The sequence below is a fragment of the Paracoccus methylovorus genome, from assembly GCF_016919705.1.
Classification (GTDB): Bacteria; Pseudomonadota; Alphaproteobacteria; order Rhodobacterales; family Rhodobacteraceae; genus Paracoccus; species Paracoccus methylovorus.
Genome location: NZ_CP070369.1, coordinates 230,230 through 256,710, shown reverse-complemented (window position 1 = coordinate 256,710; position 26,481 = coordinate 230,230). Strand labels below are relative to the sequence as shown.

23 protein-coding genes are annotated in these 26,481 nt (G+C 64.8%); 2 read left to right on the top strand and 21 right to left on the bottom strand.

The window, feature by feature from the left end; translation table 11 throughout:
* Positions 1-6: 6 nt before the first annotated feature.
* The 18 genes from JWJ88_RS12090 to JWJ88_RS12005 form a co-directional block, all read right to left on the bottom strand.
* The gene (locus tag JWJ88_RS12090; RefSeq protein ID WP_205295211.1) at positions 7-930 is read right to left on the bottom strand and encodes an SDR family oxidoreductase; all 924 of its coding nucleotides are present in this window, start codon (positions 928-930) and stop codon (positions 7-9) included.
* On the bottom strand, positions 927-1,448 hold the full coding sequence (gene hutX / locus JWJ88_RS12085) for a heme utilization cystosolic carrier protein HutX (protein WP_205295210.1): 522 nt from the start codon (positions 1,446-1,448) through the stop codon (positions 927-929). The genes JWJ88_RS12090 and hutX overlap by 4 nt, the downstream gene beginning before the upstream one ends.
* The gene (gene hutW, locus JWJ88_RS12080) at positions 1,445-2,872 is read right to left on the bottom strand and encodes a heme anaerobic degradation radical SAM methyltransferase ChuW/HutW (protein ID WP_205295209.1); all 1,428 of its coding nucleotides are present in this window, start codon (positions 2,870-2,872) and stop codon (positions 1,445-1,447) included. Before hutW ends, hutX begins: the two co-directional genes overlap by 4 nt.
* Complete coding sequence (locus JWJ88_RS12075) at positions 2,865-3,227, bottom strand: hypothetical protein (RefSeq protein WP_205295208.1); 363 nt, start codon at positions 3,225-3,227, stop codon at positions 2,865-2,867. Before JWJ88_RS12075 ends, hutW begins: the two co-directional genes overlap by 8 nt.
* Before the next feature lie 8 nt (positions 3,228-3,235).
* The gene (locus JWJ88_RS12070) at positions 3,236-5,308 is read right to left on the bottom strand and encodes a TonB-dependent receptor (RefSeq protein WP_205295207.1); all 2,073 of its coding nucleotides are present in this window, start codon (positions 5,306-5,308) and stop codon (positions 3,236-3,238) included.
* Between the two features lie 175 nt (positions 5,309-5,483).
* The gene (locus tag JWJ88_RS12065; RefSeq protein ID WP_205295206.1) at positions 5,484-6,269 is read right to left on the bottom strand and encodes an ABC transporter ATP-binding protein; all 786 of its coding nucleotides are present in this window, start codon (positions 6,267-6,269) and stop codon (positions 5,484-5,486) included.
* Positions 6,266-7,246 carry a FecCD family ABC transporter permease gene (locus tag JWJ88_RS12060; protein ID WP_205295205.1) on the bottom strand — a complete coding sequence of 327 codons (981 nt, stop codon included), beginning with the start codon at positions 7,244-7,246 and terminating at the stop codon, positions 6,266-6,268. The genes JWJ88_RS12065 and JWJ88_RS12060 overlap by 4 nt, the downstream gene beginning before the upstream one ends.
* Entirely contained in the window at positions 7,243-8,217 is a 975-nt protein-coding gene (locus tag JWJ88_RS12055) for a FecCD family ABC transporter permease (protein ID WP_205295204.1), read from the bottom strand. The genes JWJ88_RS12060 and JWJ88_RS12055 overlap by 4 nt, the downstream gene beginning before the upstream one ends.
* Positions 8,214-9,185, bottom strand: a complete 972-nt coding sequence (locus JWJ88_RS12050) for an ABC transporter substrate-binding protein (protein WP_205295203.1) — start codon at positions 9,183-9,185, stop codon at positions 8,214-8,216. The genes JWJ88_RS12055 and JWJ88_RS12050 overlap by 4 nt, the downstream gene beginning before the upstream one ends.
* On the bottom strand, positions 9,182-10,885 hold the full coding sequence (locus JWJ88_RS12045; protein WP_205295202.1) for an ABC transporter ATP-binding protein: 1,704 nt from the start codon (positions 10,883-10,885) through the stop codon (positions 9,182-9,184). The genes JWJ88_RS12050 and JWJ88_RS12045 overlap by 4 nt, the downstream gene beginning before the upstream one ends.
* Positions 10,886-10,954: 69 nt before the next feature.
* Positions 10,955-13,081, bottom strand: coding sequence for a TonB-dependent siderophore receptor (locus JWJ88_RS12040; RefSeq protein ID WP_205295201.1), 2,127 nt, complete (start codon positions 13,079-13,081; stop codon positions 10,955-10,957).
* A gap of 60 nt (positions 13,082-13,141) precedes the next feature.
* The gene (locus JWJ88_RS12035; RefSeq protein WP_205295200.1) at positions 13,142-14,089 is read right to left on the bottom strand and encodes an AraC family transcriptional regulator; all 948 of its coding nucleotides are present in this window, start codon (positions 14,087-14,089) and stop codon (positions 13,142-13,144) included.
* Positions 14,086-14,826, bottom strand: coding sequence for a siderophore-iron reductase FhuF (fhuF, locus tag JWJ88_RS12030; protein ID WP_205295199.1), 741 nt, complete (start codon positions 14,824-14,826; stop codon positions 14,086-14,088). Before fhuF ends, JWJ88_RS12035 begins: the two co-directional genes overlap by 4 nt.
* A 135-nt stretch (positions 14,827-14,961) precedes the next feature.
* Positions 14,962-15,303, bottom strand: coding sequence for a zinc ribbon domain-containing protein YjdM (locus JWJ88_RS12025; RefSeq protein ID WP_205295594.1), 342 nt, complete (start codon positions 15,301-15,303; stop codon positions 14,962-14,964).
* Positions 15,304-15,368: 65 nt separating this feature from the next.
* On the bottom strand, positions 15,369-16,013 hold the full coding sequence (locus JWJ88_RS12020; protein WP_205295198.1) for a response regulator transcription factor: 645 nt from the start codon (positions 16,011-16,013) through the stop codon (positions 15,369-15,371).
* Positions 15,967-17,394: a sensor histidine kinase gene (locus tag JWJ88_RS12015; RefSeq protein ID WP_205295197.1), complete on the bottom strand. Its 1,428-nt coding sequence runs from the start codon at positions 17,392-17,394 to the stop codon at positions 15,967-15,969. Before JWJ88_RS12015 ends, JWJ88_RS12020 begins: the two co-directional genes overlap by 47 nt.
* Entirely contained in the window at positions 17,391-17,906 is a 516-nt protein-coding gene (locus JWJ88_RS12010) for a molybdopterin-dependent oxidoreductase (RefSeq protein ID WP_240200231.1), read from the bottom strand. Before JWJ88_RS12010 ends, JWJ88_RS12015 begins: the two co-directional genes overlap by 4 nt.
* A 325-nt stretch (positions 17,907-18,231) precedes the next feature.
* The gene (locus JWJ88_RS12005; protein WP_205295196.1) at positions 18,232-20,679 is read right to left on the bottom strand and encodes a GcvT family protein; all 2,448 of its coding nucleotides are present in this window, start codon (positions 20,677-20,679) and stop codon (positions 18,232-18,234) included.
* 146 nt (positions 20,680-20,825) lie between these two features.
* Between JWJ88_RS12005 and JWJ88_RS12000 the strand changes: the two genes are divergently transcribed.
* The gene (locus JWJ88_RS12000; RefSeq protein WP_205295195.1) at positions 20,826-21,377 is read left to right on the top strand and encodes a helix-turn-helix domain-containing protein; all 552 of its coding nucleotides are present in this window, start codon (positions 20,826-20,828) and stop codon (positions 21,375-21,377) included.
* Between the two features lie 153 nt (positions 21,378-21,530).
* A complete protein-coding gene (locus JWJ88_RS11995; protein ID WP_205295194.1) occupies positions 21,531-23,180 on the top strand; it encodes a peptidoglycan-binding domain-containing protein in 1,650 nt (549 codons plus the stop codon).
* 9 nt (positions 23,181-23,189) lie between these two features.
* Here JWJ88_RS11995 and JWJ88_RS11990 read toward each other — a convergent pair whose 3' ends face one another.
* The 3 genes from JWJ88_RS11990 to JWJ88_RS11980 form a co-directional block, all read right to left on the bottom strand.
* Positions 23,190-24,428 (bottom strand): hypothetical protein, encoded by a 1,239-nt coding sequence (locus tag JWJ88_RS11990; RefSeq protein WP_205295193.1) that lies wholly within the window; start codon positions 24,426-24,428, stop codon positions 23,190-23,192.
* Entirely contained in the window at positions 24,425-26,005 is a 1,581-nt protein-coding gene (locus JWJ88_RS11985; RefSeq protein ID WP_205295192.1) for a hypothetical protein, read from the bottom strand. Before JWJ88_RS11985 ends, JWJ88_RS11990 begins: the two co-directional genes overlap by 4 nt.
* 75 nt (positions 26,006-26,080) lie before the next feature.
* On the bottom strand, positions 26,081-26,422 hold the full coding sequence (locus JWJ88_RS11980) for a COG4315 family predicted lipoprotein (protein ID WP_407673905.1): 342 nt from the start codon (positions 26,420-26,422) through the stop codon (positions 26,081-26,083).
* Between the last annotated feature and the right edge of the window lie 59 nt (positions 26,423-26,481).

Here is a 26,481-nt window from a genome sequence, read left to right as displayed (position 1 = left end):
CAGGAGTTAACCAGATGCGTTGCCCAAGGCGGACGGGGCGGTCGCGGGTTCCGTGGCAAGGATCGCCGCATAGCCAGCCCGCCAGTCGCGATAACGCAGATCGCCACCCAGCAATGCCCTTAGCCGGTTGTTTTGCAGGCGGCGGTTCTCGGCATAAAAGCCGGCCATGCCCGGCGGCAGGGCCGATGCGTCGAAGGGCACCACCGGCGGCGGCGCCATGCCCAGCAACGCTGCAACGCCCTGCATAAGTTCGACGGATGAGCAGGGGTGACCATCGGCAAGATTGGTCAGCCGCTTGCCCGCAGGCGAAAGCATTGCAGCCAGCACCGCGCCGGCGATATCGTCACGGTGTATGCGGTTGAAAACCTGTCCCGGCTTGTTGATGGCCTTTGCCTGTCCGGAACGCAGCATCCCCAGCAAATTGCGCCTTGGGCCATAGATCCCGGCAATCCGCAGGATATCGTAAGCCGCATATTTGGCTGTGGCGGCGATCCCCCAGTCCTCTTCTGCCAGCAGCCTTCCCCTGGCATCGGCCGTGCGCGGCGCAGTGGGGCAGGTTTCATCGATCCACTCGCCACCGCAATCGCCATAAACCGCGGTGGAGGAAAGGTAGCCGATCCAGACCAGATGCGTGGCAAAGGGTAGCGCCGGGCTGGTCAGGGCAAGGCCCGGGCAACCCGCCTGCCCCGGTGGGGTTGAGATCAGCAAATCGGTCACGTCGGCCAGCGCATCAGGCCGAAGCCCCTGTCCATCCATGGCAAGCACGGAAATGCCCGCCGTGCGCAGGTCATTGGCCTTGGCCACATCGCGTGCGGTGGCGCTGATGCGCGCGCCTGCGGCCATGGCCTGACGCGCGAATTCGCGTGCCGCATAGCCCGCGCCGATCAACGCGACATGGCGACCGGCAAGCCGTCCGGTTCCCGCCGTCACGATGCAGCCCGCGCCGCCGGGACCAGCCGTGCCTCAAGCGCATCCATCGCCGCGATCTGTTCGGGCTTGAGCGCGCGGTTCTCGTCGCGGCCCAGATAGATCTTGAACATGCAGGTCCCGTCTTGGGCATAGAACTGGACCGAGCAGGTCTCCATCCCGAAAAGCTTGCGCCGCACAAAGGCCACGCGTGCGCATGCCCTGTAATGGATATGCCCGCCGATCGCCTTGTCGTGCAGGTTGAACATATCGCCGCTGATTTCGCCCTGTCCAAGCGGCGCCTTGACCTCAAGGATCACGCCGGGCGTATTGACGATAAAGGTGATCTCGCCCCAGCCTGCGATGTCGGCCATCACTTCGGGCAGCAGGTCGCCGGGCAAGGACGAAACCTCGCCCGCAGGCAGCGCGTCCAGCACGGCAAGCGGGGTCGTGCCGGTCTTGCGCGCGATATCCTCCAGCGCGGCATGGGGCGTCTCGGACAGGGCGGCGCGGATCGCGGCAAGTGTGGCTTCGGTCGTCATTTCAGGTCTCCAAGATCAGGGTGCTGGCCAAGCCAGTTGATAAGCCGCCCGGTCATGGCCACCTGCCAGAAGCGGCCCGCCCGGGTCAGGCGATGAAAACGGTGATGCGGTTCAAGCAGCCCGGCGGCCTGCCATTGCTTCAGAAGCGGCCCGGCATGGGCGGAAAATCCAAGGGTACCGGGGCCGCAAACATCTGCCAGCGCGGCATCGACGGCATGGCAATCAAGCCGCCCGCGCTCCATCCCCGATTTCAGTGCGTTATAGACGGGGGTGGCAGGGGCGGCGCGCATCATGCCGCGCGCCAGCGGTTGGTCCGATCCCGAACGGGCGGCATAATCGGCCAGATCCGAGGTTACGCGATACTGCGCCCCCGCAATAAGCCCGCCGGCGCCTGCGCCAAAGGCCAGGCAGTCCGCCCCGGTCTTGACGGCGAGGTTGTAGACATTGCGCTCGCGCAGCGAGCCCTGCCAATGGGTGGTGGAAATCGCGGTCCAACCCTGCGCTTCGGCGGTTTCTTCGCCAGCGGTGAAATAGGCGCCAAGGCCGGTGGTCGGCGCAGGTGCCATCTTGCCCTTTTCGATGGCGGTCAGCAAAGGCGTGCCACGGATAAGGTTAAGCGAATAAAGGTCCAGCCCGTCCAACCCCAGTTCGGCACAGCAGCGCACGTCCTGCGCCACGTCTTCGGGGTGCTGGTTGGGCAGGCCATAGATCAGATCGACGACAATCGCGCCGCGATCCAGCGCCACCAACTGGGCCAGAAACGCCATGATGCCATCGGTGCCGGTGCGCCGGCCCAAGGGCTGGCGGATATGTTCGGCAAAGCTTTGCACACCCAGCGACACCCGCGTCACCCCGGCATCAAAGGCCATCAGCGCCTTGTCGCGGCCAAAGGACTGGATTCGCCCCTCAAGCGTGATCTCGCAATCCGGCGTCAGCGGCAGATAGCGGCGGATTGCCCCGACCAGACGGGCGATGTCGGGACCCGACAAGGCCGTGGGGGTGCCCCCGCCCAGATAGACTGCCTGCAAGGGTGGGCCTTCACAGGCCGGGGTGCGGGCGAATGTTTCAAGCTGCGCGACGATGGCGTCGACATAGCCGGCCCCTTCGGTCTCGCGCCAGGGGTTCTGGTAAAAGCCGCAGAACAGGCAATGGTTTTCGCAAAACGGCACATGGATATACGCCACGCCGCGGGCGGTGCGCGGGCGTGAATGGATGTCCGCCCATAGCGTCGCCACATCGCCTTCGGCCACAGGCAGCATGCCGATAAAGGGATGGGCTGCGCGCTTGTCGGGGAAGGCATCGGCCAGAGGATCGTTGCTGCGGTTGGCAAAGTGGATTTCAGGCAAGGGCTTTTCGCCCTGACCGGGGGGCGGCGCTGCGGGCGAAGGCCCGGCCCCCGGCATCCTGCGGGCCGGTTCAGCCATTCGGCAGAACCATCTGGGCCGAACGCGCGCAATATACCGCGGGATTGGCCTGAGGCGCGGGGGTGCATGCGGTTCCGGCCGGCAAAGGCGTCACCTGATACCCCCCGGCCGAAGGCAGCTCGACCCGATAGCGGTGGACTTCGTCCTCGGGGCGGGTGCCATGGACAAAGGGTGTCACCCGCAGATCCGTTTCACCGCACAGGGCGACCAGCGGCGGGTTGCCGGCCTCTTCCAGAATGCCGGAAACGACCTCGCGATAGGCTTCGCATTCGTCCGCATCCGCGGAATGGGAAAACGTGACCCGCACGTCGCCCCCGGGCATCAGAGTCAGCATCAGAAGTATGGTTTCCAGCATGATCCACCTTAGAAAGTCTTGGTCAGGAACAGGTTCACCGAACGCTCGGCGCCGGGCATGTAGTCCCAGGTCTCGTAATAGCGGTCGGTCAGGTTGTTCAGTTCGACCGTCAGTGCAACGCCATTGGCGAATTGCGCGGTCGAATGCAGGTTGATCGTGCCATAGCCTGATGAGCGGTTCAGCTTGGCCTCGTTGGCCGAGCGCAGGTCGATCACCCCGTCCGAGCCGCGCAGGGCCGTTCCGCTGGCCGCATGCACGAACAGATCGACGGTCCCGTCGACGGAACCCATGCTCCAGTCCTTGCGCAGGCCGATGCGGCCCGAAAACTCCGGCATGCCGGAATCGGTGGTGCTGAAGCCGTTTTGATAGGTAATCTCGCGTTGCAGGGCGGTGGCAGTGACATATGGCGTCAGGTTCCACGCAGCCAGGTGATGCTCGGCATGCAATTCCACCCCCCAGGTGCGGGCATATTCAAGGTTCATGTATTGCCGCGTCCGCCCGGTCTGGTCTGTCGGGATGCTGGCGATGTAATCCTTGGCGCGGGTATAGAATAAGGTTGCGTCCAGCAGGGTATCGCCCCGATCCAGCCGCGCGCCCAGTTCGAAGGTGGTCGCACGTTCCGGGGCCAGATCGGGGTTGCCGATGATCGGCGTTCCCCCGGCCGTGGTGGTCAGGAACAACTCGCTCAACGACGGATAGATATACCCTTGCGAGATATTGGCCCGCAGCGCCAGCGTATCGTCGGGCGTCCAGACCAGACCGGCCGAGGCAAGCCCCTGATCGTCGCTGTTGGAGGACGCAGGCCGCGCCACCCCATCCGTGACCGAGGCATCGTGGCTGGCCTTCACATGATACCAGCGACCGCCCAACGTGGCGGTCAGGTCTTTGTTCAGGCTGATCTCGTGCTGCACGAAGACCGAGGTGGTGCGAATGGTGGCGTCGTCGTAACGCAGGCTTGTCACGTCGCTGATCGGGATGGGCGGGTTGATGCGCGCCACCGTCGTGCGGGAATACTTGTCCGTGGTCAGGTTGTCGTCGGTGAACTCCAACCCGGCCACGGTGCGGCTGTTTTGCGAAAACTGCATCTCGGCCCGCAGGTTGGCGCCGGTGGTCCGCTGGCGATCCTCGGATTCCGACTGGACCTGCAATCGCATGGTCCCTGCGGGATACATCAGGACATCGTTGCGAAAGCTGCGGTCCACCGTCTGACGATACAGATCAAAACTCAGCCTGGTCAGCCAAGGGGTCAGGTTCGTGCCTTCGTAGAACAGGCCGGCCTTGCGCAGATCGCGCCTTGGCATCTGGATGACGAAATCGGGGTTGTCGACAAAAACATTGGCGGCAAGATCATAGTTCAGGATCTTCAGCCCGAAGTAATGATTGCCCTGCCTGTATCCCAGATGCCCCGATACGGTGCGGTCCGAAGTGTCCGACGGCGAGGCGGTTCCGCCCGCATACTTCAGGTCGTCCTGAGACATCCGCCCGATGGTCAGGCGGTAATCAAGCGCCCCTGCCCCGGCATCCACCGTCCCCGAGGCGGTGGCCGAATAACGATAGCCGTTGGTGGCTGACATCCATCCCGCCATCGTCGAAAGCGCAAAGGGCTGATCGGCGCCTTTTTTGGTGATGATGTTGACCACCCCTCCGATCGCCTGACTGCCCGAGGTGACGGATGAGGAACCCCGCACCACCTCGATCCGCTCGATCGAGCCGGGGTCGATCAGGATCGGCTGGCCGTAATTGGTGTGATCGGTAAGCTTTTGCCCGTCGATCAGCACGGCCACCCGCGACGCCCCCTCGCCGCGGATCGAGATGCGGTCTATGCCGTTTTCGCTGATCTGGATACCGGGAATGTCGCGCAGCAACCTTGCAACCGAAACCTGTGCGGATTTTTCGATGTCCTTGCGTTCGATCACGCTGACCGAGGCGGGGTTGTTCATGATGTCGGTGGGCAACCCCGTTGCTGTCAGGGTCACGGTGTCCAGCAGGACCTGCTCGGTTTCCGCCAGGGCGGGCAATGCGGTGGTCAGGCACATAAGGACGACGAACGCGGACGCGCGCGGATGCCTTGGTATCGACATGGTTTTCCTTTCACCCGTTTCGGGCAACTTGTATTCAGGAAAAACCTAGCGATGGGCTGGGCACCCTTGATTGGGGCAGGATCACTTCCCGCACGACAAAATCGCGCCTTCGCCAAATTTGGTCAAGGCCGGTCAATTTTTTTGCCTGCTGCGAATTGTCGCGGGGAACGGGGCGCTATTTCGGCACGATGATCGGCGTGCCCGAAATCGGGTCGTCCAGAATGACGGCCTCCATCCCGAACGCATCGGCCAGATTATCGGGCGTCAGCACCGCTGCCGCGGTCCCGGTTGCCACCAGTCGTCCCGGCGCAAGAAGAACCAGATGATCCGCATAGCGCGCGGCAAGGCTAAGATCATGGAGCACCGCGACGATGCTGCGCCCCGACGTGCGGTTGAGGTGCTGCAGCAGGCGCAGAACCTCGATCTGATGGGGCAGGTCCAGCCATGTCGTCGGCTCGTCCAGTAACAGGTGCCGGGTTTCCTGCGCCAGAGCCAGGGCGATCCAGACGCGCTGACGCTGACCGCCCGAAAGCTCGGCGACGGGCCTGTCGGCGAATTCGCAAACGCCTGTCGCCTGCATGGCTTGGCTGCGGGCGGCCTCGTCCTGCTGGCTCCAGCCCGACAGCAGGCCGCGCCATGGCGCGCGACCACGCGCCACCAGATCGGAAACGGTGATGCCGTCGGGCGCGATGGGGGCCTGCGGCAACAGGCCAAGCTGTTGCGCCACCTTGCGGGGCGGCAATGCGTGCAGGTCCATCCCATCCAGCGTGACTTGCCCCGCCCGGGGACGGATCAGCCGCGCAAAGGTTTTCAGCAGGGTTGACTTGCCGCAACCGTTCGGGCCGAGGATGGCGGTAAAGCGACCTTCTGGCAGGGTCAGCGACAGGTCGCGCAGGATCGGGCGGTCCTCATAGGCCACGGTCAGATGCGATGCGCCAAGACCCCTTGCGGCAGTGGTCATAGCTGGCCCTCCTTCATTTCGCGGGCGATCAGCCACAGCAAATAGGGGCCGCCCAGCAGCCCGGTCAATGCGCCCACCGGCAGTTGGACGCCGCCAAGCCCCAGCCGCGCGATCAGATCCGCCAGCACGGCGATGGCGGCGCCGGCCAGTGCTGCACCGGCCATGCGCAGGCCCGGTCCGCCCTGTCCCACGATGCGGCGGGAAAGCGGCAGGGACATCAGCGCGATGAACGGCAGCGGCCCGGCCACGGCAACGCCGGCCGTCGCCGCAAGAATGCCAACGAAGGCCAGCCCGATCCGCGCCGGCTCGACCCGCAGGCCAAGCGTTCCGGCCAGTTCGTCGCCAAGCTCCAGCAAGGACAGCGCCCGCGCGGTCAGCGCGGCCCCGAACCCGACGACGACCAGAGAAATCGCGATCTGCCAGACGTGATGCCAGTCGCGCGCGGCCAGCGAACCGGCCAGCCAGCGTTGTGCATCGGCCGCCTCGGTCAGCGGCATGCGCGACAAAAGCATCGTCGCCGCCGCGCCGAAGATGGCGGCGATGCCGATGCCGACAAGGACAAGCCGCAGCGGCGGGGTCAGGCCCTGACGGCGGCTTAGGCCAAAGACCAGCACGGCCGCGCCCAGTCCGCCGCCTGCCGCGCCAAGGCTGGAGCTGATGCCCGCCGCACCCCCCGCACGCAGCGCGGCGATCGCTCCGAACGCTGCGCCCGAGGTGAAGCCCATGACATCGGGCGAGGCCAGCGAGTTGCGCAGGAGCATCTGAAAGATCGCGCCTGACAACCCCAGCGCCGCGCCTGCGCCTGCCGCCGTCAGGATGCGCGGCAGGCGCAGTTCGAACAGGATCATCGCGGTGCTGGGGCTGCCCCCGGTCATGGCCTGCCAATAGGCGGAGGCCGGCAGCGCGACCTCGCCCACCGTCAGGCCGATGACGACCAACGCCAGAAGACCAAGGGACAGCCCGAGCAGGCGGTTCATGCCAGCGCCTCCAGCCGGATGCGGCGGACGACCGCGACAAACACCAGACCGCCCAGAATGGCGGTGATCGTGCCCGCCCGCACCTCGCCCGGCGGCAGGATGATCCGGCCGATGACGTCGCACAGGATCAGCACCACCGCGCCGATCAGCCCCGAGGCAAGCAGGATGGGCCGCAGCGACGTGCCGGAGAAGGCGCGCGCCAGATGCGGCGCCATCAGCCCCACGAAGGAAATCGGCCCCGCGACATTCACCGCCGCCCCGGCCAATGCGGCAATGGCGACCAGACCGCCCAGCCGGACCCAACCCGTGCGCAGACCAAGGCTGGTCGCGGCCTCTTCGCCAAGCGCCAGCGTGTCCAGCGCACCGCCAAGCGCCAGCGAGATGACGCCGCCCAGAACCGCGACCGCGGCCATGGAGACCAGAGGCCGCGTGGCTGCCTCGGACAGCGAGCCGATGACCCAGAAGCGGTATTCGTCCAGCGCCGAGGAACTGACCAGCACCGCCACCGTGATCGCCGACAGCAGAAAGGCATTCAGCGCCATCCCGGCAAGCGCCAGCCGCGCCGTGCCGATGCCTCCGCTGCGGGCGCCGCCAAAGGCGATCAGCGCGCAGGCGGCCAGCGCCGCGCCGATCAGTGCCAGCCAGACCTGTGCCGCGCCCAGCCCGGCCAGCGCGCCAAGCACCACGGCAAGACCTGCGCCGGCGTTGATCCCCATGATGCCCGGCTCGGCCAGCGGGTTGCGGGTCAGCGCCTGCATCAAGGCCCCGGCCATACCAAGCGCACCCCCGGCGATCAGCCCGGCGCAAAGCCGTGGCAGGCGCAGGCCGAACAGGATCAGGTGGTCCGGGTTGGCCGGGTCGAATGCCGTAACTGCACCCAAAATCGCACCCAAAGGCAGGGTGCGGGCGCCGATGGTCAGCGACAAGACCGCCGCGACCAGCAGCAATCCGATCAGGGCAGGCATCTTCATCGCACCAACCCGGCGGCAAGGGCCGAAGGCACCGGCGTCGCGGGATCGCCGTCGGCGGCGGCTTCGATTTCCGGCACGATGTGGTCCAGCACCCATGGCAGCGATAAAAGCGTGGCATGGCCAAGTGCGCCCGCCATCAGCTCATCCGCCCAGACCTCGCGGCCTTCGCGCGGGGCGCGCATGCTGGGGCGCAAAGGCATCGAGGCGACGGTTTCGGCCGTTGCGGTCCCGCCGATCCACAGCACCACATCGGCATCAAGCGGGGTCAGGTCCTCGGCCGACAACTCCATGTAAAAGCTTTCGCCTGCGTGTTGGGCCAGCGCGTCCGGGGTCTTGAAGCCCAGGTTGTTCAGCACATCCGCGCGGGTGTCGCCGGGCAAAAAGACCGCAGGCGCGCCGCCGGAATAGGTCGCGGCAACGGCAGTCATATCGCCCCATTCGGGATGGTCGGCACGGATGACGGCAAAGCGGGCGCGGATCGCGTCGATCTGCGCCTGTGCCTTTGGCTCTTGCCCGACGGCCCGGCCGACCGTCAAGGCAAGCTCGTCCCAAGGGGTGTTGTAATCCCCGAACCGCGGTTCCGAGGCGATGGTGGGCGCCATGCGCGACAGCATCCGATATTCCTGCGCACTGACCCCCGAGGACACCGCGAGTATCAGGTCCGGCTCCAGCAGCGCGATGCGCTCGAACGAGATTTCGCCGCGCAGCACCTCGGGCCGGGCCTCGCCAAGCGCGGCCTGCGCCCATGGCCAGACGCCGCCCGGATAAGGCCCATACCAATAACGCAGTGCGACCGGAATTACGCCAAGCGCCAGCAGATCGTCATGCGCGACATAACCCAGTGAGACGACGCGTTCAGGCCGCGCCTCGACCACCGTCGTGCCGAAGATGCTGTCGAAACGCTGCGGAAAATCCTGTGCGGACGTCAGTCCGGGGGTCAGGGCGACCAGCAGCGCAAGCGTCTTCATGCGGCGTTGAGCTTGGCATAGCGGCCGCCACGCAGGGCAAGCTCGGCATGGTTGCCCAGTTCGACGATGCGGCCATCCTCGACCACGGCGATGCGGTCGGCGTTGCGGATGGTGCCAAGACGATGGGCGATGACAAGCGTGGTCCGGCCGACCGCCAAACGCTCCAGCGCGCTTTGGATTTCCGCCTCGGTCTGGGTGTCCAGCGCCGATGTCGCCTCGTCCAGAATCAGGATCGGCGGGTTCTTCAGGAAAATCCGGGCAATCGCCACCCGCTGCTTTTGCCCGCCCGACAGCATGACGCCGCGTTCGCCGACGATGGTGTCAAGCCCGTCGGGCAGTTGCTCGACCAGACCCGAAAGCTGGGCCAATTCGGTGGCGCGCAGGATGTCTTCCTCGCTCGCGTCCAGCCGGCCATAGGCGATGTTGTCGCGCAGGCTGCCGCCGAACAGGAACACGTCCTGACTGACGATGCCGATCTGACGGCGCAGGCTTTCCAGCGTGAAATCGCGCGTATCGGCCCCGTCGATGGTGATGCGGCCCGACGTGGGGTCATAGAACCGCGGCAGCAGCGCCAAAAGCGTCGTCTTGCCCGCGCCCGAGGGGCCGACGAAAGCCATCGTTTCGCCGGGACGGACCTCAAGGTCGATGTTGTTCAGGATCAGCCGCTGCGGATCGTAACCGAAATCGACGTTTTCGAAACGGATCGCGCCTTTCAGTTCGGGGGCCGGGCGCGCGGAGGGGATGTCGGCGATGTCGGGCTCGACCGCCAGCAGTTCCTGATAGCGCCGGAAACCGGCGATCCCGCGCGGATAGACCTCAAGCACGGCGGCGATCTTTTCCAGCGGCCGGAAAAACACCCCGACCAGCAGCAGGAAGCCGACAAAGCCGCCCGCCGACAACTGGCCGTTCAGGACATAAGCCGCGCCCGCGACCATGATGACCACCTGCACGCCGCGCATGCCGATGTAATTCAGCGTCTGCGAGGCGGCCATGATCCGGTAGGCGTCCAGCTTGACCTTGCGATACATCGCGTTGTCATGGGCAAAAAGGTTGCGTTCGTGGTTTTCGTTGGCGAATGCCTGCACGATGCGGATGCCGCCCACGTTTTCTTCAAGCCGGACGTTGAAATTGCCGACGCGGGCATAGATCGCGCGCCATGTCGCGGTCATGCGCCCGCCGTAAACCGCGACCAGTCCGACGGTCGCGGGAACGATGACGACGGTCATCAGGGCAAGCGGCGGATGGATCAGCATCATCAGGACGAAGGCGCCGACAAAGGTCATGACGGCCACGAAAAGATCCTCGGGGCCATGATGGGCGACTTCGCCGATTTCTTCGAGGTCGCGGGTGACGCGCGCGACCATGTGGCCGGTGCGCTGGCGGTCGAAAAAGCTCCAGGACAGTTTCTGGATATGGCCGAAAGCCTTGCTGCGCATCTCGGTTTCGATGTTGATGCCCAGCATGTGACCCCAATAGGTCACAACCGCCATCAGCCCGGCATTCAGCAGATAGACGCCGCAAAGCGCCGCCGCCGCCAGCAGCGTCAGCGACCAGTCGCCGCGTGGCAACAGCACGTCGATAAAGCTGTGGATCGCCACGGGAAATGCCAGTTCCAGCAACCCCGAGACCACTGCCGCAGTAAAGTCGATCAGAAACAGGGTCTTCCAGGGGCGATAATAGGCAAAAAAGTCTTTCAACATCATGGGGCTCCGCAAGCCCGCCCCGGAAAGACCGCGGCGGGCTTGGTCAAATTTCGTCACATTCGCAGATCAAAAGCTTTTGCGGATGCTCAGGCTGATGTTGCGACCTTCGCCGTAATAGCACCAAAATCCGGTCTGGCACGAGGAGACGTATTTCTTGTCCGTCACGTTGGTGACGGCAAGATTGGCTTCCCATCCGCCTTCGAACTGCCGGGTCGCACCAAGATCAAGCACGGTATAGTCGGGCACGCGAAGCGTATTTTCGTTGTCGGCCCAGCTTTTGCCGGTCCAGCGCACGCCCCCGGTCAGCGTCCATTCGGCGGCCTGTTGCGGGGTCCAGCTGACCCGGACGGCGGCGGTGGTCTCGGGCGTCGAATAGGGCGTCTTGCCGATCACAGCCCGGCTCAGGTCGTCCAGAATTTCCACATCCAGCTTGGTCACCTCGGCCTCGATCCGCACGGAATCGGTCAGCCTGCCCTGTGCCTGCAGTTCGATGCCGCGCGACCGGACTTCACCCAACTGGCGGGTGATTCCGCCGATGACGGCCTGCGTGATGTTGTTGCGGTGAATATCAAAGGCGGCGGCGGTAACCAGCAGATCCTCGTTGGCCTGCCATTTGACGCCGGCCTCGATCTGGCGGCCGGTTTCGGGCGACGAGGTGGCCCCACTGATGTCCGTAGCGATCTTGGGCAGGAAATAGGTCGAGACAGAGGCATAGGGCGTCACGCCATTCAGCAGCGTTCTGGCGATCCCCAGACGGCCGCTCCACCGGCCATCGGTCCGGCTCATGCCGGCGGCGCCCGTTGCGCGGTTCACGCCCGCCTCGGTTTTCACATGGTCATAGCGGGCGTTCAGCGTCGCGATCCAGCCGTCGCCCCAGCGGATCTGGTCCTGCGCATAAAACCCGATCTGCCGCTGCGTCAGCTTTTGATCGATATAGGGGAAAGCGGCGGGCAAGGCGGCGCCATATTGCGGATCGACGACCGTCAGCCCGGGCGCCACTGCCGACGCCTGCATCTGGTCAAGCCGGAAATATTTCAGATCCATGCCGAAAAGCAGGCTGTGTTCCGCACCGCCCCATGTGACCTTGGTCGAGGCGCGGGTGTCGTTCAGGAATGTGACCGCTTCGGATTCATGGTCGAAGACAAGGCGCGACAGGGTTCCTTGCGGATCGCTTGGCTCCAGTGCGAAGCCGTCATAGCCATAGGCGTAAACCGAATCCTCTTCGACATTGGACCAGCCGATGCGCGCATTGTTCTCGATCCGCCAGGCGCCGATTTCTTGGGAAAAGCCGAAGCGGGCCGTGACCTGATCGCGTTCGTAGCGGTCGTGACCCGGCTCACCCGTGTTGAAGTCGCGGTCGATCCGGCCGAATGGCGCATCGACCACGGTACCGACATAGGGCAGCCAGGCATTGCCGACATGGTCCTCGTCGATGCGCAGGTAATCCAGACCAAAGCTCAGTTCGGCCCCGGCTGCCGTCTCGTGACGGATGGAGCCGGACAGCAGGCCGTGGAAACCCGGCTCGAATGCGCCGTGGCCGTCCTGACGTTCCAGCTTGCCCAGAAAGCGATAGGCGGTCGAGCGGTCGATGACCCGGTTCTGATCGACCGAGGTCCAGACCCGGCCATGTTCGTCAAAGCCAAGCTCGACCTCGGTGGAATTCTGCCCCGTGGGCTGCTTGGTGACATAGTTGACGATGCCGCCGGGGTTCGAGCTTCCATAAAGCACCGATGACGGGCCCTTGAGCACCTCGATACGCTCGACCATATGAGGGTCGACGTAGAAGCCGCCGAAACCAAAGGAGAAATTCGGCAATCCGTCCTGAAAGACGCCGTTCGCCGTCGCCGCAAAGCCCCGCACCATGATCCAGTTGGTGTCGCTGTCATAACCGTAGGGCTGGCCGATCACGCCCGAGGTATAGGCCAGCGCCCCATCCAGCTTGGAGATATTGCCCTGCCGCAGCGTTTCGCTGGGAATGACCGCAACGGATTGCGGCACCTCGGTCACGGGGGTCGCGGTTTTCGCGCCCGTCAGGGTCATCGGATTGGCGCCGATGGCGGGTCCGGTGCCGTCGTCAGCCTGGCTGTTGATGACGACCGTATCAAGCTGGATCGTATCTTGCGCGAAGGCGGCTCCAGCCAAGGCGGTCTGGCAGGACAGCAACATCAGCAGCGTAAAGCGGGTTTTGATCATCTGAGTTCCTGAGGATGGGGCGGAATGCCTTTGGCGTCCGTTCCCTTCGTCTTTAGGAGGTCAGCCGATCATAGGTCTTGACGATTTCTGTCGCCTTTTTGACGAATCCTCTGCCCGCACGTGCAAATTGCTGGAATTTTTGCGCCATGCGCCCGGCGTGCTGCCGGTGATGCTGCGGAAAACCCGTGTCAAATGGGCCTGATCCGCGAAACCCGTGGCCGCCGCGACATCGGCCACGCTGCTGTCGGGGTGCTCCAGCATTTGCTGGGCGCGTTCGATGCGTCGGCGGGTCTGCCATTGCAGCGGCGTCTGGCCGGTTTCCCGCTTGAAGGCATGGGCGAACCAGCTTTCCGACAGTCCGACCGCCTCGGCAAGTTCGGCAACCGAGATGCGGCGATGCAGGTTTTCCTCGACCAGATGCATCACGCGCTGCATCTGCCGGGACGCCAGCACATCGACCGTGTGGCCGATGTCCGCCAGCGGCAGCACCGAGGCAAGGATGCCCTGAACCAGCGTCTCGACATAAAAGTCGTGATGGCGCGGATGGCTGAGTTCCTGTGCCAGCAGTCCGCCCAGCACCTCGGCCTCGTGCGAGCGTTCAAGGATCACCGGAGCCTGCAGCGCCCGAGCCGAGCCGGCGCTGCCAAGCCGCGACGCGAGCAGGCTGACCAGCCGCGGCTCATCGAAATGCAGGTCGACATGGCTGAATTTTTCGTCGGCACCCAGCCGCGACCACAGCGGCACACCCGCCGGGACGAAAATCGCCCGCCCCATTGGACGGCCGGCATGACCCTTGCCCAGCGTGGCCTTGGTCAGGTGGAGCGAATGCGTGATGTCATCCAGGAAAATGACGATGCGGGGGTCGGGAGATAGGTAATAGCCGCCGCCGCCGGCCTTGCCCTCGACCTGCCAGTAATCCACGACCACGCCGTCCATCGCGCGCCACGCCAGCGGTTGCGACAGGGAGATTCCCTCGACAAAGGATGTCATGCGGGGACGAAAGCTCATGCCAGAGCCCTTTGCCGGATGTCGGGTTTGGGACAAAGCCCGCCGCATGTCGCCGTGCCGGGGATGCAATAGCGCAGGCAGCAAACCTTGCGCCGGCGCAGTTCCGGCAACCTGTCCAGCCCTTCATAGCGGATCGCACCCTTCAGCGGGTTGACCCGCCCATCGGGCAGGTGGTCGCGGTCCATGAACAGCCGCGACTGGCGCGCACCTTCGCATGACAGGCGCTCATCCTCGGCCAACCAGTTTGTGAGCCATTCCAGGTAATGGCAGGCGTTGCCCCAGATCACGCGTTGGGAAATGCCGCCCGCCTGCGCAAGAACCGCCGTCATCGGAATCAGATGGTCATTCATCGCCTGATATAGCGACAATTCGGGCAGATTGCGCGGGGTCTTGGGGATACTCAACTGAATGGCGGCTGGCTTGCCCTGATCGTCAAAGACAACCCCGGACCCGTCCAGCGGCATGAACATCCGCCCCGTCACCAGCACCGAGGCCGCCAATGGCAAGCAAAGGCTGGCGAAATAATACTGCGACCACAGCGAAACGATTGCCCCGCGCGGCGCCTGCGGCTGCGAGGCCGCGAATTTCAGCAGCAGGCCCTCCAGAATCCGCATGTCGGTCAGCCGCGCAAAGGGGATGCGGGTCCGCAGATCGTCATCCTGCGCCAGAAGCATCAGCAACCAGTCATGCTGGCCGGCAAGCAGATCGCGCAGTTCATGGTGCAGGTGATGCGACATTGGCGGGTGCCGGGGGAAAGGGTCGAAGTGCCCTGCCCTTTTCCTATACCATACATAAACTGTCAAGTTTTGCGGCTATCGACAGTTTGCCGGCCTGCGCCAGAATGCCTTTGGCGCAGGCTTCCTGAGAAGATGCTAGTCCGAGACCTTTTTCACGAATTGCGATTTCAGGCCCATCTGTCCGATGCCCGCAATCTTGCAGTCGATGTCGTGATCGCCCGAGACAAGCCGGATCCCGCGCACCTTGGTGCCGACCTTGACCACCGAGGACGACCCCTTGACCTTCAGGTCCTTGATAACCGTCACGGTATCGCCGTCCTTCAGGACGTTGCCGACGCTGTCGCGCACCTCGGCCTCGGTGTCGGCCTGCTCTTGCAGGGACCATTCATGCCCGCATTCGGGGCAAGTAAGAAGGGCATCCACCTGATAGGTGTATGTCGACGAACATTCGGGGCACGGAGGCAGGCTTTCACTCATGCCGGTCATTGTAAGCGTTTGCTTTCCGGTTGGCTATGGCGTGCGAGGCCGCACGCACGCCCCGTTCAGGCCCGAAACTTCTTGCGACCGACCAGCCCCAGTGCAATCGCCACCCGGGCGGCATCCGCGCGGTTGTTGATGCCCAGCTTGCGATACAACTCTTTGATATAATGATTGACCGTATGTTCCGAGATTTCCAGCCGCGATGCGATGGCCCCGGTCCGCTCGCCCTGCCCCAGCAGGGTCAGGACCTGCTCTTCGCGGCGCGACAGGTGCACGTTGCGCGGCGCATCCGCAGCCGCAACGCCATCACGAAGCCGGTGCGAGAAGGTCAGGATATTTTCGATCTTCAGGTGCAAAAGATCCAGGTCGATCGGCTTGGTAAGATAGTCGTTGGCGCCCGCGCGCAGCCCCGCCAGATGGGGCTCGCGATCCGATAGCGCGGTCAGAAAGATGAAGGCAGTGGTATGGGCCAGCTTGCCCGACGCGCGCAGGTCGGTCAGCAGTTCGACACCGCTGCGACCCGGCAGCATGACGTCGCACAGCACGATATCGGGGCGATAGTCGGCCAGCAGGGACTCGGCTTGGTCGCCATTCAGCGCGGTCAGGACTCTATAGCCCCTGGAAGAGAGTTCCTCTTCCAGTTCCTCAAGGATGAATTCCTCATCCTCGACACACAGAATGGTGGCCGGTGCGTGCTCCCGACACATCGACATGCTCTCCCGTAGCCGGTAGGGCAACAGTGAACTCGGAACCCTTACCCTCGCGCGACGTGAAGGTGACTTCGCCGCCGTGCAGCACGACAATATCACGAACAAGGCTCAGGCCAACCCCGACTCCGGGCAATCGGTGGACATTCGCCGCACGATAAAACCTGTCGAAAACCGCACCCTGCGCGGATTGCGGAATGCCCGCGCCGTAATCCTTGACCCGGCAAAAGATCCGGGCGCCGTTCCGCCCCGTTTCCAGTCGCACCGGTTTCGGGGGGTCCGAGTATTTCACGGCATTGGACAGCAGGTTCAGCACTACCTGCTCCAACAGCACCGGGTCGCCGTCCATTTTCAGCGGCCGTTTCCAAAGGCGGACGTCAAGGGTCCGGTTGGGATTGGCCTCTCTGATCTGCTCAACGGCGATTCCGGCGATCTTGTTCAGATCCACGATCCGGCGCGACAGCGTGATATCCTTGCCCTCGACACTGGCCGAGGCCAGAAAACTGCTTAGCAACCGCTCCAGCCGTTCAGCCGCATCAAGGATCCGCCTGAATTTGCGCCGAAGCGCGTCCGAAAGCGAGGCATCGTCGCTGCGCAACTGCCTTTGCGCGATCATATGGATGATGGATACCGGGGTGCGGAACTGATGCGAGACGGTGATGATAAAACTGCGATAGACCTCTTTCGCCCGGCGTTCGACCTCCAGCGCCTCTTGCAGTTCTTTTGTTCGGGCGACGACGGTTTCCTCCAGCGCGGCCCGATGGCTTTGCAGTTCTGATTGGGCGCGCATGGAGCGGCGCATGTTCCGCCAAAGCTGGCCGGCCATGACCACGCCGGTCAGAAAGGTGCCGCCGGCCGCAAACAGCAGCAATCGCATGACCCGCAGCACGGTCTCGCGTCGGGTGTTACGGTCGAGCCGTTCTTCCAGCGCGGTGGCATTGGTGATGGTGCGCAGGACCGATGAAAGCGCGGCCACCTGCGGCATCAATCCGCCGGCATCGGTAAAGTCGAAATCATCGGCCGAAAACGCCTCATCCAGCCGATCCAGCATCACTTGGGCGCGCAAGACCTGGTCGCCCGCGCCGATCGAGCGGTAATAAGCTATCTGCGGCGCGTCGGCCATCAGCGTGATTCGGCTGTAAAGGATGTCGAAACGCAGCAAAACGTCGGCGACATCGCGGTCCAGGCTGACCCGATACAGGGTCAGCATCAGGTTTTGCGCCTCGCGATCCGCCTGTGTCGCCACCCATAAATTGCCCTCGACGATCTCGCTGCGGAAGGCGCGGTCGATGTTGACCAGTTGGACGAGCGAATAGATGAACAGCAGAACGAAACATGCAATCGTCAGAAGCGCAAAATGCGATCCCCGCAAACGCGTCATAACACGATGATTTCGAACAACTGCCAGATCCAGCGTTCGTCCATGACGGCGTTTTGCAGCTCTGCCCGGTGATCTCGTGGAAAGACCAGCCATAGCGGGCCCTTGTCGCGCACCCGCATCAGTTTTCCGTTCATCTCGCGGGCAAGGATGGGATCATAGTTCCACGCATCGTCGGCGGGCATGACGATCCCGAAATCATTCAGCGCGTTCATCAAAAGATTGCGCCCCGCAAGATCCGACCGGGTCATTCCACCGCTGGTCAGCACGTCGCGCAGGAACGGCCCGCGAAAGTTCTGAACCCCTTCGGTCCAGCGGGTCTTCGTGGCGATGTCTTGCCAAGGCAGTGCCGCGATATCCTCGTCCTGCAGTTCCCTGACCTTGCCGGACGGTTCAGTGATCGTCAGCATCGCCTTGGGCGCTTGCGCGAAAAGGGGCGAGACCGGCGTAAAAGCCGCAGCCCCCAGCAGGACGAATGCTCTTCTGCCGATGATCGCTTTGGTCGAAGGACGCATGCGGGCTGGCTCCAAAGCAGCGGCGGGACAGTGGCGGGCAGGCATGCGCGGGCTCAGGTACAGCCCACGCATACCATCCTCGTCACCTCCGGTTCAGACCGGCGTACTCGTTATAAAACCGCCTGTCCAAAAGGGATGGGAAGGCGTTCGCGGCAATCAGCACGAACCCCCTTGGACAGGCGCATTCATGGCAGTTCGGATGGGTTGCGGCCATTCCCCAAAACAGGGGAATGGCTCGCATTCCCCCGGCTCATCAACTGGTTGTGAGGATTTGCCTGTTTCGCGGAAAGGGTGTGTCGGCGGGCGGATTTCCCAGCCGGGAACGTCAGCCGGCGGTCCGTTGGCCGGCAGGATCGTAAAGCGGTTTCATGCTGGCCTCGGCCCCGATCAGGCGGCCCGCGACCTCGATTTGCCAGCCCGAGGCCAGCAGTTCCGCGACCGTTTCATCCGGGCGGCAGGGCACATAGCCCAGACCGATGGCGCCGCCCAGCGTATGACCGTAAGCGCCCGAGGTCAGTTGCCCGACGATACGGCCGTCGCGCAGGATCGGTTCGTTGTGAAACAGCAGCGGTTCGGGATCGCGCAGGCGGAATTGCAGCAATCGGCGCGACAGGCCCGCTTCCCGCTTATGCAGCACCGCCTCTCGTCCGATGAAATCGCCCTTGCCGGTCTTGACCGCAAAGCCCAGGCCCGCCTCCAGCACGTGATCCTCGTCGGTGATGTCGTGGCCGAAATGGCGATAGGCCTTTTCGATGCGGCAACTGTCCATCGCATGCAGCCCGCACAGGCGCAGGCCCAGATCCTCGCCGGCGCTGACCAGTTCTTCGAAGACATGCGCGGCCTGATCGGTGCTGACGTAAAGCTCCCATCCCAACTCGCCGACGTAAGAGATCCGATGCGCGCGCGCCAATCCCAGCCCGATCTCGATCTCTCGTGCCAAGCCAAAGGGGTGTGCCTCGGCGGAAAAATCGTCGGGCGAGACGCGGGCTAACAGTTCGCGCGAGCGCGGCCCCATCACCGGGATGACCGCCTCGGCGGCGCTGATGTCGGTGATGGTGACGAATTCGCCGCCCAGATGCCGGCGTAGCCACGACAGATCGCGTTGCAGCGTCGCACCCGGCACGACCAGCAGAAAGGCGGTCTCGGAAAGCCGCGTCACCGTCAGATCGCTTTCGATGCCGCCGCTTTGGTTCAGCATCTGGGTATAGACGATCCGGCCGGCCGCTACGTCCATGTCGTTGCCGCAAAGCTGCTGCAGAAAGGCAAGCGCGTCCCGCCCCTCGACCCGGATCTTGCCAAAGCTCGACATGTCCAGCAGCCCTACGCCTTCGCGCAGGGCGCGGTGCTCCTCGGCGCTGTTGTGGAACCAGTTTTGCCGCCCCCAGCCATAGCGGTATTCGCGCGGCTCACCGTCCTTGGCGAACCAGTTGGCACGTTCCCAGCCGGCAACCTCGCCAAAGACCGCACCGCGCGCCTTCAGATGTTCATGCAGCGCCGAGCGACGCAGGCCCCGCGCGGTGGCCACCTGGCGGTAGGGGTAATGGTCGGCGTAAAGCAGGCCCAGCGTTTCCGTCACCCGCTCGCGCAAATAGCGGCGGTTGCGCTGAAAGGGCTGGGCGCGGCGGATATCGACCTCCCACAGGTCAAAGGGCGGCTCGCCCTTGTCCATCCACGAGGCCAGCGCCATCCCTGCCCCGCCCGAAGAAACGATGCCGATGGAGTTATAGCCCGCAGCCACCCAATAGCCCGCGACCTCGGGCGCCTCGCCCAGATAATAGCGGTCGTCGGGGGTAAAGCTTTCCGGGCCGTTGAAAAAGGTATGGATGCCGGTTTCAGCCAGGATCGGCATGCGGGCGACGGCATTCGCCAGGATCGGCTCGAAATGGTCAAAGTCCTCGGGCAGTTGGTCAAAGCAGAAATCCTCGCGGATACCATTCATGCCCCAGGGTTTGGCGACCGGCTCGAATGCACCCAGCAGGATCTTGCCCGCATCCTCTTTGTAATAGGCGCATTCGTCGGGGACCCTCAGCACGGGAAGCTGCGACAGACCCGGCACCGCCTCGGTGACGATATAGAAATGCTCGCAGGCATGCAGCGGCAGGGCGACGCCGTTCTGTGCCGCAAGGTCCCTGCCCCACATGCCGCCGCAGTTCACCACCATGGTGGCGGCGATATGGCCGGTTTCCTCGCCCGCCTGCCAGTCCACGCCGGTCACGCGGCCGTGGTCGGTGGTGACGCGGGTGGCCTTGACGCCCTCGATGATGCGGGCGCCGCGCATCCGTGCGCCCTTGGCCAGAGCCAGCGCGATATTGGTCGGATCCGCCTGCCCGTCGCCCGGCAAATGCACGCCCGACACGATGTCGGACACCTCAAGATGCGGATACATTGTTTTGATTTCGCTTGGCGAAAGCTGATTCACCTCGACGCCGAAGGCACGGGCCATCGAGGCTTGACGCAACAGTTCTTCGCGCCGCGCCTCGGTCAGTGCCACGGTCATCGAACCGCGCTGGCTAAAGCCGGTGGCCAGCCCGGTCTCGGCCTCAAGCCGGCGGTAAAGATCGACGGAATATTTAGCCAGCCGCGTCATGTTCTGGCTGGCGCGCAACTGGCCGACCAGCCCCGCGGCATGCCATGTGGTACCGCAGGTCAGCTGCTTGCGCTCCAGCAGGACGATATCGGTCCAGCCCCGCTCGGCCAGATGATAGGCGACCGAGCAGCCAGAAATGCCGCCCCCGATAATGACGACGCGGGCGGAACGGGGAAGATCGGGCATGGTGACATCTCTGGGCTAAAGAATCCTGTTCGTCACCCTGACACTGTAAAATGAAATTTCAAACACGATTTTTCATTTTGGTGAGGTAATGGCCATGAATCGTCATTTTACTGGTCAAGCCGGCAGGCATCGCCTAGCAAGACAGCATGGACAGGATCGGCCAGGATATCAGGGCGCTGCGCAAGGCGCGCGGCATGACCATCGCGGATTGCGCGGCGGGGCTGGAGCGTTCGGTCGGCTGGCTCAGCCAGGTCGAGCGCGGCATGACCACGCCCTCGGTGCAGGATCTGGGCCGGATCGCGGGTCTGTTCGACCTGAATATCAGCTTTTTCTTTCGTTCCGCCGCGCGACAGCCCCAAGAGCAGGGGTTGATCGTGCGCGCCTCTGACCGCAGCCGCATCGGTTCGGCCGATACCGGACTTGCGGAAGAGCTGCTTTCGCCCGGTCTGACCGGCGGGTTCGAGATGATCCGCTCGGTCTTTGCGCCGCGTTCGAAAAGCGAAAGCCTCCGTCCGGCGCGGGAAAAAGAGGATGGTGGCGTGGTGATCGCCGGCCGGCTGATCCTGAAAATCGACGGTCGCCGGTTTGAACTGGGTCCCGGCGACAGCTTTCAGTTCAGCGGCGCGGCCTATGAATGGGAAAACCCCGGTGATGAGCCGGCCGAGGTGATCTGGATCGTCTCGCCGCCGATTTACTGACGGTCCCTTCGGCAAAGCCTTGCTCACCTCGCGCCGGGCTCGCAACCATGTGTGCTGTTCCGGCTTGTTAGGTCGGCGTAACGCGCCATAACGGGGAACAATTTTCCCGCCCGGCGATTGTGGCAGGAAGCACCGCCGATGAAGGAGAAAGCCATGCGTCACCTGTCCGTTCTTCTGGCCGCTTTGGTGGCGGCGGGACCGGCCCTTGCCGAGAACCGTGGTGTGGTGATCGCCAACGCACGCTATCAGAACGCGCCGGAACTGGCCGAGGCGGAAGCCGGCCCCGCGTCCGAGGCGATGAAGGCGGCGGGGTTCCGCACCGTGGCGGGCGCCGATCTGGCTGTTAAGGATGTGCGGCAGGCGCTGGCCGATCTGCTGCGGCCCGACGATTCCCCCGGTGCGCGTATCGTGCTGCTGAACGGCCGCTTTCTGCATGGTGGCAGCGATACATGGTATATGGGCACCGATGCCGACAAGCCAGATCTGGTCGGCGCCGGCTCGCAGGGCGTGCCGCTGTCCATGGTGCTGGACCTGATGAAACAGGCAAAGCCGGGCGCGGTCCTGCTGCTTGGTTCGGACGATGCGGGCATGGAACATGCGGCCGGGCTGGAGAACGGCATCGGTCCGCTGACCCCGCCCGAGGGGGTGACGGTGATCTCGGGTCCTGCTGCCGCGACCAGCGCGGCGGCCGCGGCGTTGCTCAAGCCCGGAACCTCGGTCGATGACGCGATCCGCGCCGACGATCGGTTGACCATGGCCGAGGGCGGTGATGGGCAGTTGGTGCTGGTCGCGGCCACGGCAGAATCGGCGGGCGACCCCGCTGCCACCGCCGATCCGCTGGAAAGCGACCGCGATCTGTGGGCCAAGGCTGCGGCCGAAGACACGGCCGGGGCCTATCGCGTCTATCTGGACCGCTATCCCAGCGGGATTTACTCGGCCGCGGCCCAGGCGCGGCTGGACGCCTTGGGGACGGCGCAGACCGACCGCGATCTGTGGGCCGATGCGGCGGCGGCCAATACCGTCGCGGCATATGAGGATTATCTGGCGCGCTATCCCAGCGGCGAATTCGCCGAGGCTGCGCAACGACGGCTAAGCGAACTGCGCCCAGCCCCCGCCCCCGTCGCACCCGTCCCGGCCCCCGTGCAGCCGCGCGAGCCCGAAATCCAGCAGCCCCGTCAGGTCACACCGCCGCGTCAGGTGTCGCAGGCCGAACTGACCGAGAACCGGCTGAACCTGTCGCGGGCCGACCGGGTCGCGATCCAGCGCCGGTTGAACACGCTGGGCTATTCGACCGGCGGCGCCGACGGGATCTTTGGCGCGCGCTCGCGCTCGGCCATCCGGGGCTGGCAGCAAAGCAACGGCCATGCGGTGACGGGCTATCTGACCTCGGCGCAGGTAAACGCCATACGCACGCAGGCCAACAACGTGGCGCCCAGCCGAGACCAGCAGGACAGGGCCTATTGGCAGCAAACCGGGGCCAAGGGCGGCGTGGCCAACCTGCGCGCCTATCTGGATCGCTATCCCGACGGCATCTATGCCCAGAACGCAAGGCAGCGGCTGGCGGCGGCGGACAACAACCTGTCCAAAGACGAGCGCGAGGATCGGGCCTGGGCGCGTGCGCGGCAGACCGATACCGTCCAGTCCTATACGCAATATCTGCAGAACTGGCCGCGTGGCGAGCATGCCGAACAGGCCCGCCAGCGCCGCACCCGGCTGCTTAATCAGGGTCAGTTGGGCAATGGCGGCACCGGGGGTATCGGCGGCATCGGGCTGGACACGATCATCCGCGAGCTGGTCAAGTAACCTGCCCCGCTAGTTCAGCATGACCATGGCAAGAAACGGCCCGGTATCCAGCAGCATGTCCGAGAAACGCTGAAAGCTTTCCGGGTTGACCGGCGGCGCGTCCGAGAAATACCCGGCCACCGCCCAGCCCTGGATCACGCCATCGACGGGCAGCGGCGCGGGGTTTTCCAGCCATGCCCCCATGTCTATCCCCAGTGGCCCGCGCCAGAAGGGGATGGTGGCCTTGCCCTCCAGCAACGCCTCGCCATCGGCCAGCACCGCCTGCCATGCGATGCCGGTGCCGGGCGGAAAGGCGATGCCTGTCGCCGAGACCTGCGCGTCGTTCGGAATCCATTCGCCGGCATTGTCGGTTTCCTGCGCGACCAGCGTCCAGAATTGCCGGTTGTTGGCGATGGTCTGCTGCCAATGCGCCCGCGCGGCGCGGGTGCGTTGGGCGTCGGGCTGTTGGCGCAACATGTCGATGGCGATGGCCAGCGGGTCGATGAAATCGTCCATCATCGCCGGCAACAAACCCTCGTCCCCCGCCATACGGCTTTCGTCGATGCGGGCGCGCGTGCTCAGAACCTTTTGCAGGCTCGGCGTCGGGTCGAATGCCAAAAGCAGCTCTGCCCCGCCCGAGACCAGATGGGTATAGGCGGTCAGCCATGCCGCATCGGCCCGGTCGAAGCGGATCACCGGCAAGGCGGCCGGCGGTATGGGCTCTCCTGTTTCGAAGTCGAAGCCGGGCAGGCTGGACCAGATGATGCCGTCCAAGAGCTCGGCCGCGCCCTCGTCCGGGCTGCGCCGGCCGTCGCTGTCCACGTCGAACCACAGATCGTCCAGCGAGATCGCCAGCCCGAACTCTGCGCCCGCGGCCAACCCGTCAAGCGCGGCGCGGCTGCGATCCATTGCGGCCAGCGTGGCCTCGGCCTGCCGGGCCAGCGCCTCGGGCGGCATCGGCTGCGGCGGCACGGCTTGCGGCAGATCGGCGGCCGAGCCGAAAAGCATGCCGCCGACCGGCCCGATGCCATAGCTGACGCGCCAGCGATAGGCGGACTCGACCGCGCCCAGAAACTCCAGCCCGGCGATGGCGAAACGCTCGTCCGGGGTGGGGGTGGGCAGTGCGTGCAGCCGTTCCAGCGTGGGGGCGATGCCGTTTTGCGCGATTTCCCGTGACAGGGCCGAGGGCTCGACCGGCTGCGAATCAGACTGGGCCTGCGCAGGCAGGGCGGTCAGGGTGACGAGCAGCGGCAGGGTCAGCCGTTTCATCGCTGTCCCCCCGCCAGACGTTGCGCCAGCCGGTGACGGGTCCAGTCCTCCAATGCCAGATCCGCCGCCTTGTCGCGCGCGCGGATCCATGCCGGATCGGCGCCGAACCTTGCGTCCAGCCGCGCCATCAGCGCCTGCGCCGGACCATCCCCCGTCGCTGCGGCCAGCGCCGCCAGCCGCCATGCCAACGCATAGCTGCGCGGCACGCCTTGCCCCTGTTCATGCGCCAATGCCGCATCGCGCAGGGCGGGGGCCGAAAGCAGGCTGTCTTCGGGCAGGTCCGCATCGGCCGGGCTTTGCGCCGCCAGCAGGTCGGCCGTGTCCAGCCGCGCCTCGATCCGGTCCAGCGTCATGGTGGCACCTGCGGCCCCCAGCGACGCTGCCCGCAAGGCGTGGCGATAGGCCGCGGCCGGATCGGTGCCCTTCGTCAGCGCGGCAAGGGCCAGCGCCACCTCGGCATCCTCTTGCAAGGGTGTCAGCAGCTCGATGGCGCGGCGGCTGTTTTGCGGCACGCCCTGCCCCGTGGCCAGCGCCAGACCCAGCGCGCGGGCATCCGCCCGATCCGCGGGATCTGCGACCAGCGCGACAGAAGGCGTCGGCAGCGCGTTCAGGAAGCGGGGCTGAAGCAGGGTCGCCACCTCTTCCGGCCCGGAGATCAGCGTGGTGTCGAAGGGGATGGGCGCTGCGGGACGGATTTCCGCGGTGATGCGACCGGGCTCGGCCATAAAGGCTTGCAGCACGCGCACCAACCCCTGCTGCGTCTGGTGCAGGTCGCTGCCCGGCTCGGCGGTCAGCAGCGCCTGCAGGGTTTCGGGCCGGCTCATCTCGGGCGGCAACAGCGGTTTCAGCCGTTCCCAGATGCCCAGATTCTCGGCCGACAGATGCGCGGCGCGCAGGGTGCCGCGCAGGCCGAACTGTGGCGTGCTGTCATCCGGGGCCGCAAGGTCGCCAAACGGATTGTCGCCGTCGCTGCCATCTTCGTCCACGGGCCCGCCTTTTGCCGAGATTTTTTCGAAGAAATCTGGCGAGAACATTGACACATATTCGAAATCCGCACTGGCTTCTATGCGGGAGATGCCGGGGCTGATCGCCTGAACATCTGCGCTTAGCGCGCCGCTGCCTGCCGACTGGCGCAGATCGACCGACAGCGAATCCAGCGGGATGCGGGCGCTGCCCGTCGCCACGCCGATAAGCGCCGCATTGGTGCCGAAGCAGTTGTTCGAAATCGACAGATCCGAGGCGTCGAAGCGCATCCGCGATTCGTCCTCGCCCCAGAAGGTCAGCCCCGAAACCTGCAATCGGCCCAGCGAAATCTGGCAGTTCTTGTGCTTGCCGACGCCGGAGATCTGGAGGTCGCGCATGACCAGCCCGCCGCGCTGGCCGTCGACCTCCAGCCCGCCATAGCGGATATCGGCCACCATCCGCGCGTAAGAGACCATGCCGCGCACCACCCCCGCCGCGATATTGGCGGGGGAGAAGATGCTGTTCGTCACCGGCGCCGGCTCGGCATGCGGGGTGCCGGCCAGTGCCAGCGAAAGGGCGGTGCCGGCGGCAAGGCGTCGGGCAAGCGGGCTCATGGTCTTTCTCCTCTTGCGGTTTCGGCAAGAAGGGAAAGCATCCGGGCGGAAGTTGCAACCCTTTGTCCGCGCGGCCTATTCGTTCAGCACATGCCAGACGCCACCGCGACCGTCGCCGGTCACCTCGCCCGCGGCCTTGTCGCCGACATAGTAATAGGTGGGCTTGCCGTCATAGGCCCATTGCTGCGTGCCGTCGGTGCGTTCGACCAGCGTCCAGCCCTCGCCCTTGTCTTCGCCGCTGTTGCCCAGATAGGGCGGCCAGTTCTTGGCGCAATCGTCATAGCAGGCGGATTTCCCGTCCGCGTCCTGATCGAAGGTGTAAAGCGCCATGCCGCCATCGCCCGCAACCGGGGTCTGGGCTTGTGCGGCACCAAGCGGCAGCAGGGCAAGCCCCGCCGCCAGACAGATCGAAACCATGTTCATAATCCACACTCCGGAGCATCCGCATCGGAATCCGGCCGGTCAGGCGCATGGCC

Coding starts and splice junctions, on each gene's coding strand:
- JWJ88_RS12020 (WP_205295198.1), bottom strand. CDS start 16,013: ATGTGTCGGGAGCACGCACCGGCCACCATTCTGTGTGTCGAGGATGAG.
- JWJ88_RS12000 (WP_205295195.1), top strand. CDS start 20,826: ATGGACAGGATCGGCCAGGATATCAGGGCGCTGCGCAAGGCGCGCGGC.
- JWJ88_RS12045 (WP_205295202.1), bottom strand. CDS start 10,885: ATGTTGAAAGACTTTTTTGCCTATTATCGCCCCTGGAAGACCCTGTTT.
- JWJ88_RS12075 (WP_205295208.1), bottom strand. CDS start 3,227: ATGCTGGAAACCATACTTCTGATGCTGACTCTGATGCCCGGGGGCGAC.
- JWJ88_RS12005 (WP_205295196.1), bottom strand. CDS start 20,679: ATGCCCGATCTTCCCCGTTCCGCCCGCGTCGTCATTATCGGGGGCGGC.
- JWJ88_RS11985 (WP_205295192.1), bottom strand. CDS start 26,005: ATGAGCCCGCTTGCCCGACGCCTTGCCGCCGGCACCGCCCTTTCGCTG.
- JWJ88_RS12025 (WP_205295594.1), bottom strand. CDS start 15,303: ATGAGTGAAAGCCTGCCTCCGTGCCCCGAATGTTCGTCGACATACACC.
- hutW (WP_205295209.1), bottom strand. CDS start 2,872: ATGGCTGAACCGGCCCGCAGGATGCCGGGGGCCGGGCCTTCGCCCGCA.
- JWJ88_RS12015 (WP_205295197.1), bottom strand. CDS start 17,394: ATGACGCGTTTGCGGGGATCGCATTTTGCGCTTCTGACGATTGCATGT.
- JWJ88_RS12055 (WP_205295204.1), bottom strand. CDS start 8,217: ATGAAGATGCCTGCCCTGATCGGATTGCTGCTGGTCGCGGCGGTCTTG.
- JWJ88_RS12050 (WP_205295203.1), bottom strand. CDS start 9,185: ATGAAGACGCTTGCGCTGCTGGTCGCCCTGACCCCCGGACTGACGTCC.
- JWJ88_RS12010 (WP_240200231.1), bottom strand. CDS start 17,906: ATGCGTCCTTCGACCAAAGCGATCATCGGCAGAAGAGCATTCGTCCTG.
- JWJ88_RS11980 (WP_407673905.1), bottom strand. CDS start 26,422: ATGGTTTCGATCTGTCTGGCGGCGGGGCTTGCCCTGCTGCCGCTTGGT.
- fhuF (WP_205295199.1), bottom strand. CDS start 14,826: ATGTCGCATCACCTGCACCATGAACTGCGCGATCTGCTTGCCGGCCAG.
- JWJ88_RS12035 (WP_205295200.1), bottom strand. CDS start 14,089: ATGAGCTTTCGTCCCCGCATGACATCCTTTGTCGAGGGAATCTCCCTG.
- JWJ88_RS12040 (WP_205295201.1), bottom strand. CDS start 13,081: ATGATCAAAACCCGCTTTACGCTGCTGATGTTGCTGTCCTGCCAGACC.
- JWJ88_RS11995 (WP_205295194.1), top strand. CDS start 21,531: ATGCGTCACCTGTCCGTTCTTCTGGCCGCTTTGGTGGCGGCGGGACCG.
- JWJ88_RS11990 (WP_205295193.1), bottom strand. CDS start 24,428: ATGAAACGGCTGACCCTGCCGCTGCTCGTCACCCTGACCGCCCTGCCT.
- JWJ88_RS12070 (WP_205295207.1), bottom strand. CDS start 5,308: ATGTCGATACCAAGGCATCCGCGCGCGTCCGCGTTCGTCGTCCTTATG.
- hutX (WP_205295210.1), bottom strand. CDS start 1,448: ATGACGACCGAAGCCACACTTGCCGCGATCCGCGCCGCCCTGTCCGAG.
- JWJ88_RS12060 (WP_205295205.1), bottom strand. CDS start 7,246: ATGAACCGCCTGCTCGGGCTGTCCCTTGGTCTTCTGGCGTTGGTCGTC.
- JWJ88_RS12065 (WP_205295206.1), bottom strand. CDS start 6,269: ATGACCACTGCCGCAAGGGGTCTTGGCGCATCGCATCTGACCGTGGCC.